This window comes from Roseateles sp. (genome assembly GCF_031397715.1).
In the GTDB taxonomy this organism is placed as follows: domain Bacteria; phylum Pseudomonadota; class Gammaproteobacteria; order Burkholderiales; family Burkholderiaceae_C; genus Paucibacter_A.
In genome coordinates this window covers 1-7,819 of sequence record NZ_JANNMI010000039.1, presented here as the reverse complement: position 1 = coordinate 7,819, position 7,819 = coordinate 1, and the positions used below count along the sequence as shown (strand labels likewise).

At 64.2% G+C, this 7,819-nt stretch carries 6 protein-coding genes; 3 read left to right on the top strand and 3 right to left on the bottom strand.

The features are described from left to right. Together RMO57_RS01870 and RMO57_RS01865 are read right to left on the bottom strand one after the other, a co-directional pair. Positions 1 to 876 carry a biotin--[acetyl-CoA-carboxylase] ligase gene (locus tag RMO57_RS01870; protein WP_310383697.1) on the bottom strand — a complete coding sequence of 292 codons (876 nt, stop codon included), beginning with the start codon at positions 874 to 876 and terminating at the stop codon, positions 1 to 3. An 11-nt stretch (positions 877 to 887) separates the two neighbouring features. Further along, positions 888 to 1,403: an SET domain-containing protein gene (locus tag RMO57_RS01865; RefSeq protein ID WP_310383695.1), complete on the bottom strand. Its 516-nt coding sequence runs from the start codon at positions 1,401 to 1,403 to the stop codon at positions 888 to 890. 134 nt (positions 1,404 to 1,537) lie between these two features. Here RMO57_RS01865 and RMO57_RS01860 point away from each other — a divergent pair, with 134 nt between their 5' ends. From RMO57_RS01860 to RMO57_RS01850, 3 genes are read left to right on the top strand one after another with little or no spacing between them, the layout of a single operon-like run. Then, a complete protein-coding gene (locus RMO57_RS01860) occupies positions 1,538 to 4,414 on the top strand; it encodes a DNA topoisomerase III (RefSeq protein ID WP_310383692.1) in 2,877 nt (958 codons plus the stop codon). Between the two features lie 10 nt (positions 4,415 to 4,424). Then, entirely contained in the window at positions 4,425 to 6,284 is a 1,860-nt protein-coding gene (locus RMO57_RS01855) for an ATP-binding protein (protein ID WP_310383691.1), read from the top strand. 16 nt (positions 6,285 to 6,300) lie between these two features. Then, complete coding sequence (locus RMO57_RS01850) at positions 6,301 to 7,296, top strand: AEC family transporter (RefSeq protein WP_310383688.1); 996 nt, start codon at positions 6,301 to 6,303, stop codon at positions 7,294 to 7,296. 15 nt (positions 7,297 to 7,311) lie between these two features. Here RMO57_RS01850 and RMO57_RS01845 read toward each other — a convergent pair. Beyond that, a partial coding sequence (locus tag RMO57_RS01845; protein ID WP_310383686.1) for a heme-binding protein occupies positions 7,312 to 7,819 on the bottom strand: 508 nt, incomplete at its 5' end.

Here is a 7,819-nt window from a genome sequence, read left to right as displayed (position 1 = left end):
TTAGCTTTCTTGGCGGAGGGGCGCCGATGAGTCGGTCGCCGCCAGGCGCACGCTGACCTCGCCGCCGCTGATCGCCACCAGCCCCTGCGGGGTTTGCAGCAGCAACTCACCCTGTTCGTTGACACCGCGCGAGACGCCATACACGTCACCGGCGCTGACGCTGTGGTCCAGGGTCAGGTCTCGCCTCGCATAGCGCTGGCGCCAGGCCGCGAAGCCATTTTGCTCAAAGTCCAACAGGCATTGCAGCAGCGCGGGGGCGATCAAGGCCAGCGTGCTCGGCGCCGTGCAGTCGGGCCGCAGCTCGTTCAAGGCCGCAAAGCCGGTGCTGAACTGCACGGCAGCGTCCGGCCCGTCCTGGCCTTCGTTCAACTCCTTGATGTTCAGGCCCACGCCGATCACCGCTATGCGGCCCGCGCCGGCGCTGACGGTTTCGATCAAGATGCCGCCGAGCTTGCGCCCATCCAGCCAGATGTCATTCGGCCATTTCAGCGTCAAACGAGGCAAGCTTGCACCGGGTTCCAGCGTCTCGGCAATCGCACAACCGACCGCCAGCGACAAGCCCGACCAGTCTACGGGTGCCAGATTCAAGGCCAGCGAGAAGGTTAGCGAGCTTTCGGGCGCCGACAACCAGGCCCGACCCAAGCGCCCCCGGCCATGCGTCTGGTGTTCGGCCACCAGCAAGCAGGGCTGCATATCGTGGGCCCGCCGGCCATAGGGCTGGGGCGCGCCGCTGCGCGCCTCGCTCTTGATGCGGTCCAGCAGCGCGCTATTGGTCGACTCGGCGCGCGCCAGCACCTCGATGCTGATGCCGGGCAACAGCGGCAGCAGAGCCTCATAAAGATCCTCTACCTGCCAGCTTTGGTGGTTGTTTTTCACGGGCACATAACTCAACGTTTCGGCGCCAGCATGGTGCCACGGCAGACCGGGCTGCCGCAGTGGCAGGCGAATTCTTTTTTCAGTTTGGCCGTGTAGCGCTCGTCAATCGTCAGGCCGTAGTCATAAAACAGCTCTTCGCCGGGGAAGATGTCGCGCAGCGCCTTGATGAAGACGCGGCCGTTTTCTTCGTCGGCCTCGCAATTGGGGTCGCAGGCATGGTTGATCCAGCGCGAGCTGTTGCCGCCGAACAGCGCGTCGATGACGCGGCCGTCCTCGATATGGAAATAGAAAGTGTGGTGGGGCTGGGCCGGATCATGGGGATGGCGGTCCATCGCCTCATCCCAAGAAATGCGCTCGCCGGTGTATTCAATCAGCACCTCGCCGGCCAAGACCTTCGCGACCGCATAGACTCCGCGCCCATGGACGCCGGAATGTCGCACCTGAATACGTCGGCCGGCCGGCTTTTTTAACGATTCTTTGGCCGCTGGCGCAGGCGAGACAGTTTTTCTGGCTGTTGACGAGCTCATCGGCTTTTTAGGTACATTGAATTCATGGGTGTGCGCGCGTGTGGATGCGTGCGTGCGCGAGGCCGGATTGTAGGCAGGGTCAGGCTCACATTTTTTGAGCACCGTGTCATTGACGAAAAGAAAACATCATCATCATGAGCAAGACCCTGATCATTGCCGAGAAGCCCTCCGTGGCTCAAGACATCGTGCGTGCGCTGACGCCCAGCGCAGGCAAGTTCGACAAATTTGACGAGTATTTCGAGAGCGAGCAATATGTGGTCAGCTCGGCCGTCGGCCATCTGGTCGAGATCAAGGCGCCGGAGGAATTCGACGTCAAGCGCGGCAAGTGGAGTTTTGCCAACCTGCCGGTGATCCCGCCGCACTTTGATTTGAACCCGATTGACAAGGTCAAGGGCCGGCTCAACGCCCTGGTCAAGCTGATCCGCCGCAAGGACGTTGGCCACCTGATCAACGCCTGTGACGCGGGCCGCGAGGGCGAGCTGATCTTTCGCCTGATCGTTCAATATGCGGGCACCGCCAAAGCGGCCATTGCCAAGCCGGTCGAGCGGCTGTGGTTGCAGTCGATGACGCCGCAGGCGATTCGCGATGGTTTTGAGAAGCTCAAGAGCGACGCGCAGATGCTGCCGCTGGCCGACGCCGCGCGCTGCCGCTCCGAGGCCGACTGGCTGGTTGGCATCAACGGCACGCGGGCGATGACGGCCTTCAACTCGCGCGATGGTGGATTTTTCTTGACCACGGTCGGCCGGGTGCAGACGCCGACGCTGTCGATCGTGGTCGAGCGTGAAGAGAAAATCCGCAAGCATGTGTCGCGCGACTATTGGGAGGTGCGGGCCAATTTCGACGCGCAAGCCGGCCAGTACGAGGGCAAATGGTTTGACCCCAGCTGGAAAAAAGACGAGGACCTGGAGCGCCGCGCCGACCGCGTCTGGAACCGCCCCGACGCGGATGCGATCGCCCTGGCCGCACTCGGTCAGCCGGCCAGCGTGCGCGAGGAAAGCAAGCCCACCACCAGCAGCTGCGGCGGACTTTATGACCTGACCACCTTGCAGCGCGAGGCCAACTCGCGCTTTGGCTTCTCGGCCAAGACCACGCTCGGCCTGGCGCAGGCGCTGTACGAAAAGCACAAGGTGCTGACCTACCCGCGGACCGACTCGCGCTATCTGCCCGAGGACTATCTGGCTGTCGCCAAGCAGACCGCCGAGATGATCGCCAATGAGGACATGCCGGGCCCCCTGCGTGAACTGGCTGTCCATGCCCGCAAGGCGCTCAAAGAGGGCTATATCAAGCCGACCAAGAAGGTCTTCGACAACACCAAGGTCTCGGATCACTTCGCCATCATCCCGACGCTGCAGGCGCCCAAAAGCCTCAGCGAGATCGAGGCCAAGCTCTATGACATGGTGGTCAAACGCTTCCTGGGCGTTTTCTTCCCGCCGGCTGAATTCATGGTGACGACGCGCATCTCCACGGTAAAAATTGTTGGCCCCTGGCCCGCGGGTACGCGGTCGGCCCCCCAAGGGGGCGCTGTCGCTCTTGGGAGCGGCCCGGCGAGCGACGCCGGTCAGGAACTGAACTTTCAAACCAACGGCAAGATCCTGGTCAAGCCGGGCTGGCTGGCGGTCTACGGCAAGGAAGTGCAGGAAGACGACGCCAATCTGGTCGCGGTGGCGCCGGGCGAAGTGGTGCGCACCGAGTCCGTCGATGTCAAGAGTTTGCAGACCAAGCCGCCGGCCCGCTACACCGAGGCGACGTTGTTGTCGGCGATGGAGGGTGCTGGCAAGCTGATCGACGACGAGGAGCTGCGCGCCGCGATGACCGAGAAGGGCCTGGGCACACCGGCCACACGGGCCGCCACCATTGAAGGCCTGATCGCGGAGAAGTACATGCTGCGCGAAGGCCGCGAGCTGATTCCCACCGCCAAGTCTTTCCAGCTGATGACGCTGTTGCGCGGCCTGGATGTGGAGATCTTGACCAATCCGCAGCTGACCGGCGAATGGGAATTCCAGCTGGCCGAGATGGAAAAGGGCCGCTTGAAGCGCGACGAGTTCATGGGCCGGATCGCCGAGATGACCGAGCGCATCGTCAAAAAAGCCAAGGAGTACGACCGCGACACCATCCCCGGCGACTATGCGACCCTGACGGCACCGTGCCCCAAGTGCGGCGGCATCGTCAAAGAGAATTACCGTCGCTACACCTGCATTGGGACTGGCCCCTCGCCTGCGGGTACGCAGGCGGTCCCCCGAGGGGACGCGCTCGCTCTTGGGAGCGGCCCGGCGAGCGAGCCGGCCGGCGCCGCCGAGGGCTGCGGCTTCTCGATCGGCAAGATCCCCGGTGGCCGCAGCTTCGAGTTGCGGGAAGTGGAGCAGTTCCTGGCGACCAAGAAGATCGGCCCGCTGGAGGGCTTCCGCTCCAAAGCCGGCTGGCCCTTCACCGCCGAGCTGGCCCTGGTCTATGACGATGAAATCAATAACTGGAAGCTCGAATTCGACTTTGGCGAGGATGCCAAAAAGGCCGAGGGCGACGGCGAGCCGGTCGACTTCAGCGCGCAGACCTCTCTCGGCGCTTGCCCCAAGTGCCAGGGCCATGTTTATGAGCATGGGGCTAACTACTTATGTGAGCATGCCGTCGGTGCGACGGTGACCTGCGACTTCAAGAGCGGCAAAATCATCTTGCAGCAGCCGATTGAAGTGGCGCAGATGCAAAAACTGTTGGCCGAGGGCAAGACCGCGTTGCTGGAAAACTTTGTCTCCAACAAGACGCGGCGCAAGTTCAAGGCCTTCCTGGCCTATGACAAAAAGGAGGGCAAGGTGATGTTTGAGTTTGAGCCGCGCGCGCTCAAGCCCGGCGCCAAGCCTTCCGCCAAACCTTCCGCCAAACCGGCCGCCGCGGCCAAAGCCGCCGCACCCGCCAAGACCGTGGCGGCCAAGAAAGTGCCGGCCAAGAAAGTGCCGGCCAAGAAGGCCGCAGCCAAGCAAGCCGCGCCCAAGAAAGTTGCCGCAAAAAAGGCGGCATAGGCGCTGACCCATGGGACGCAGCCCGGTCAGCATTGGCATTCAGACCCGCTTGATCGCTGGCATTGGCCTGGTGGCGAGCATGCTGGTGCTCGCCCTGGGTTGGTATTGGACGGCGGCCGAGGAGCGTGAGTTGTCGCGCGCCTTGGTGCAGCGTGAACAGCGCATGGCGGATCTGGTCGCGCGCAGTTTTGCGGCTCCGATCTGGAACCTGGACTCGGCGGCCATCGAGAACCTGCTTGACGCGGTGATGGCCGACCCGGAGGTGCATGCGATCGAGATGGTCAGCCCGGGGCTGAATGTGGCGCCGGTGCGGCGCGAACGCAGTCGGCCGGCGGTGCAGCCCTTGCGCCGTGAGTTCCCGGTGTTCTATCAGAGCAGCCCGGATGCGGAGCCGACCCTGGTGGCCAACGCGGTCTTGGTCTCGACCCAGGCCTTGGTGCAGGCGCAAGTGGCGCATATGCGCAATTTTGTGGCGGGCCTGCTGGCCGCGACGCTGGCGGCAGTCATCGCCACCAGCTATGTGCTGGTGAACCGCCTCGTGACACGGCCGGTCAAACGGCTGGGTGCGCTGGCGCAGCGGGTGGCGCGCGGTGAGTTGGGGGCGCGCACCGAGGTCGCGCACAGTGATGAAATCGGGGCGTTGACGCAGCAGTTCAACTCAATGAGCGAGCGTTTGCTGACCTCGTCGCAGGGCTTGCGTCAAAGCGAGCAGCGCTTTCGCAGCCTGTTTGAGAACGCCACCGAGGGCATTTTTCAGGCCGATGCCAAGGGCCGGATTTTGAGCCTGAATCGGGCGCTGGCAAAGATGCTGGGTTACGCCTCCCCGCGTGAGGCCCTTGTGGCCGGCCGGCGCATGCGCACGCTGGTGCAGGTGGAGGGCGCCGAGTACAAGCGCATCGCCCATGCCCTGGCCCGTTACCGCTTGCTGCAGCAGGTGCCGCTGCTGATCGCCAACCGCGAGGGCCGGGCCCTGTGGGTCGAGCTCAGCGCCCACGTGGTGCCCGCAGCCGATGCCGGCGGCGGCCTGCTGATCGAGGGCATGGTCAGCGACATCAGCCTGCGCCGACTGGCCGAGCAAGAGCTGACGCATCACCGCGACCACCTCGAGGACTTGGTGACCGAGCGCACGCTGGAGCTGAGCCAGGCCAAGCAGCGCGCAGAGTCCGCCAGCCGGGCCAAGACGCGCTTTCTGGCCAATATGAGCCATGAGTTTCGCACGCCGCTGAACGCGATTTTGGGCTTCACGCAGCTGCTGCAAATGGACGCGAGCCTGACGGCCGCGCAGCAAAGCAAGATTGGCCAGGTGCGCGATTCCGGCGAGCATTTGCTCAGCCTGATCACCGATGTGCTGGACACTGCCAGCATCGAGGCCGGCAAGGTGCGCCTGCAGCCCAGCTCGGTCGACCTGCGGGCCTTGCTGGACATGGTGTGCGACAGCGTGCGCCTGCGCATCGAGCAAAAGCAGTTGCTGTTCAATATCGACCTGGGCACGCAACTGCCCGTGCGGGTGTTGGTGGACGGCCAACGTCTGCGCCAGGTTTTGTTGAACTTGCTGTCGAATGCGCTCAAGTACACCGATGTCGGCGCGGTCGCTCTGGCGGTCCGCTTGCTGAGCGTGGAGGCCGGCATGGCGCGGCTGAGTTTCGAGGTCAGCGATAGCGGCATCGGCATCGCCGCGCATCAGCTGCCGCGCCTGTTCCAGCCCTTTGAGCAGGTGGTGGATGATGCGCGTTGCCTGGGCGGCACCGGCTTGGGTCTGTCGATCAGCCAGCAATTGATGCGCGAGATGGGCAGCGAGATCCATGTGCACAGCGAGTTAGGCGCGGGCAGCCGCTTTTCCTTTGTGCTCAGCCTGCACACGGTGGCGTGAATAACGGGGGCAGCGCGTGAGCACGCTGGTTTTTTACAAGCTGCTGGCGATTTTTATTGCGGTGGCGATTGGCTGGTTTGTGGGGCGCATGCGTTGGCTGGGCGGCCGCACCGGCACGGGCGCCGAGGCCAGTGACCCGGCCCGCGTGCTCTCCAATGTGGCGTTTTATATTTTTGTGCCGGCGCTGCTGTTTCGCACCACGGCGCGGCTGGACATGCAAAGCCTGCCTTGGCTGACGCTGGCGGGCTTTTTTGTGCCGGTGCTGCTGCTGTTGCTCTTGGTCTACGGCGTGCAGCGCTGGCGGGGTATCGGCGCCGAGGCGCCGGCCGCGCCCAGCGTGCAGGCCATCAGCGTCAGCTTCGGCAACACCTTGCAAATCGGCGTGCCCTTGGCGGCAGGCATTTTTGGCGAGGCCGGCCTTGCCGTTCATGTCACCGTGATCAGCCTGCACGCCTTGACGCTGCTGACCGTGTTGACCTTGTTGGTTGAGCTGGATCTGGCGCGCGCCCGCGCCGATTCGGCCGGCCTCATCAGCACGCTGGCGACGACGGTGCGCAACACGGTGATTCACCCGGTCGTGCTGCCGGTGCTGGCGGGCCTGGCATTGAATGCAAGCGGCATCGGCCTGCCGGCCGTGCTGGATGAGGTCTTGCTGATGCTGAGCACGGCCGTGGTGCCGCTGTGCTTGACGCTGATCGGCATGTCGCTGGCCTATTACGGCTGGCCCAAGGCTTGGCGCGGTGTGTTGGGCTTGGCGGCGCTGAAGTTGCTGGTGCTGCCGGCCTTGGTCTTGGTGGCCGCGCGTTGGGGCTTGGGTTTGACCGGCGTGGCCTTGTCGGTGATCGTGATGGCGGCGGCGCTGCCGATTGGCTCCAACGCCTTGATTTTTGCCCAGCGCTACCGTTGCCAAGAAGGTGAAACGACGGCCGCCATCGTGGCCTCGACGCTGCTGTTCGTGCTGACGGCGCCGCTGTGGCTGGAGCTGTTGAAACGCTTTGGCGGAGCGGCTTGAGGGCTTTCTAGTGCGTTACTGCAAAGCCAGCCAGATCTCATTGCGCCGCATGAACCACGGCGTCATCGGCCCGTTATAGCGGGCCAGCACCGGCTCGCCGTGAGTGGCGATGCCGGCCTCCTTGAGCGTGGCCTTCAAGGCGGCAAGGTGCTCCTCGTAATTCGCTTGCGACCAAGTGCCGGAGTAGCGGATGGCGGCCCATTGGGCGGCGCTAACTTGGCGCAATTGCACGCGCGCATCCAGCGGCTCCGGCGCCGCGGCCAGTGTCACGTCTTTGGGCAGCACGAACTGCACCCGCATGCCGCCTTCGGCCGCGCTTTGCTGCGTCACCGGCGCGGTCATGGCCATGCGCATGGGCTCGGCTGTGCTGCCCGCGCTCTGCTGGGTCACCGGCGCCGTCATGGCGAACTTCTGCGCGCCCTTGTTCTTGCCGAAGATATAGCCGGCCAAGATCGGAAAAGCCTGGTTGCCGGCCGCCTCCGCCGTTGAGCCGGTGGAACTCGAAGTACTCGACGATGCTCTT

Excerpts from the sequence above, each read along its gene's own strand:
- RMO57_RS01855 (WP_310383691.1), top strand. The coding sequence starts at position 4,425 with ATGGGACGCAGCCCGGTCAGCATTGGCATTCAGACCCGCTTGATCGCT.
- RMO57_RS01865 (WP_310383695.1), bottom strand. The coding sequence starts at position 1,403 with ATGAGCTCGTCAACAGCCAGAAAAACTGTCTCGCCTGCGCCAGCGGCC.
- RMO57_RS01860 (WP_310383692.1), top strand. The coding sequence starts at position 1,538 with ATGAGCAAGACCCTGATCATTGCCGAGAAGCCCTCCGTGGCTCAAGAC.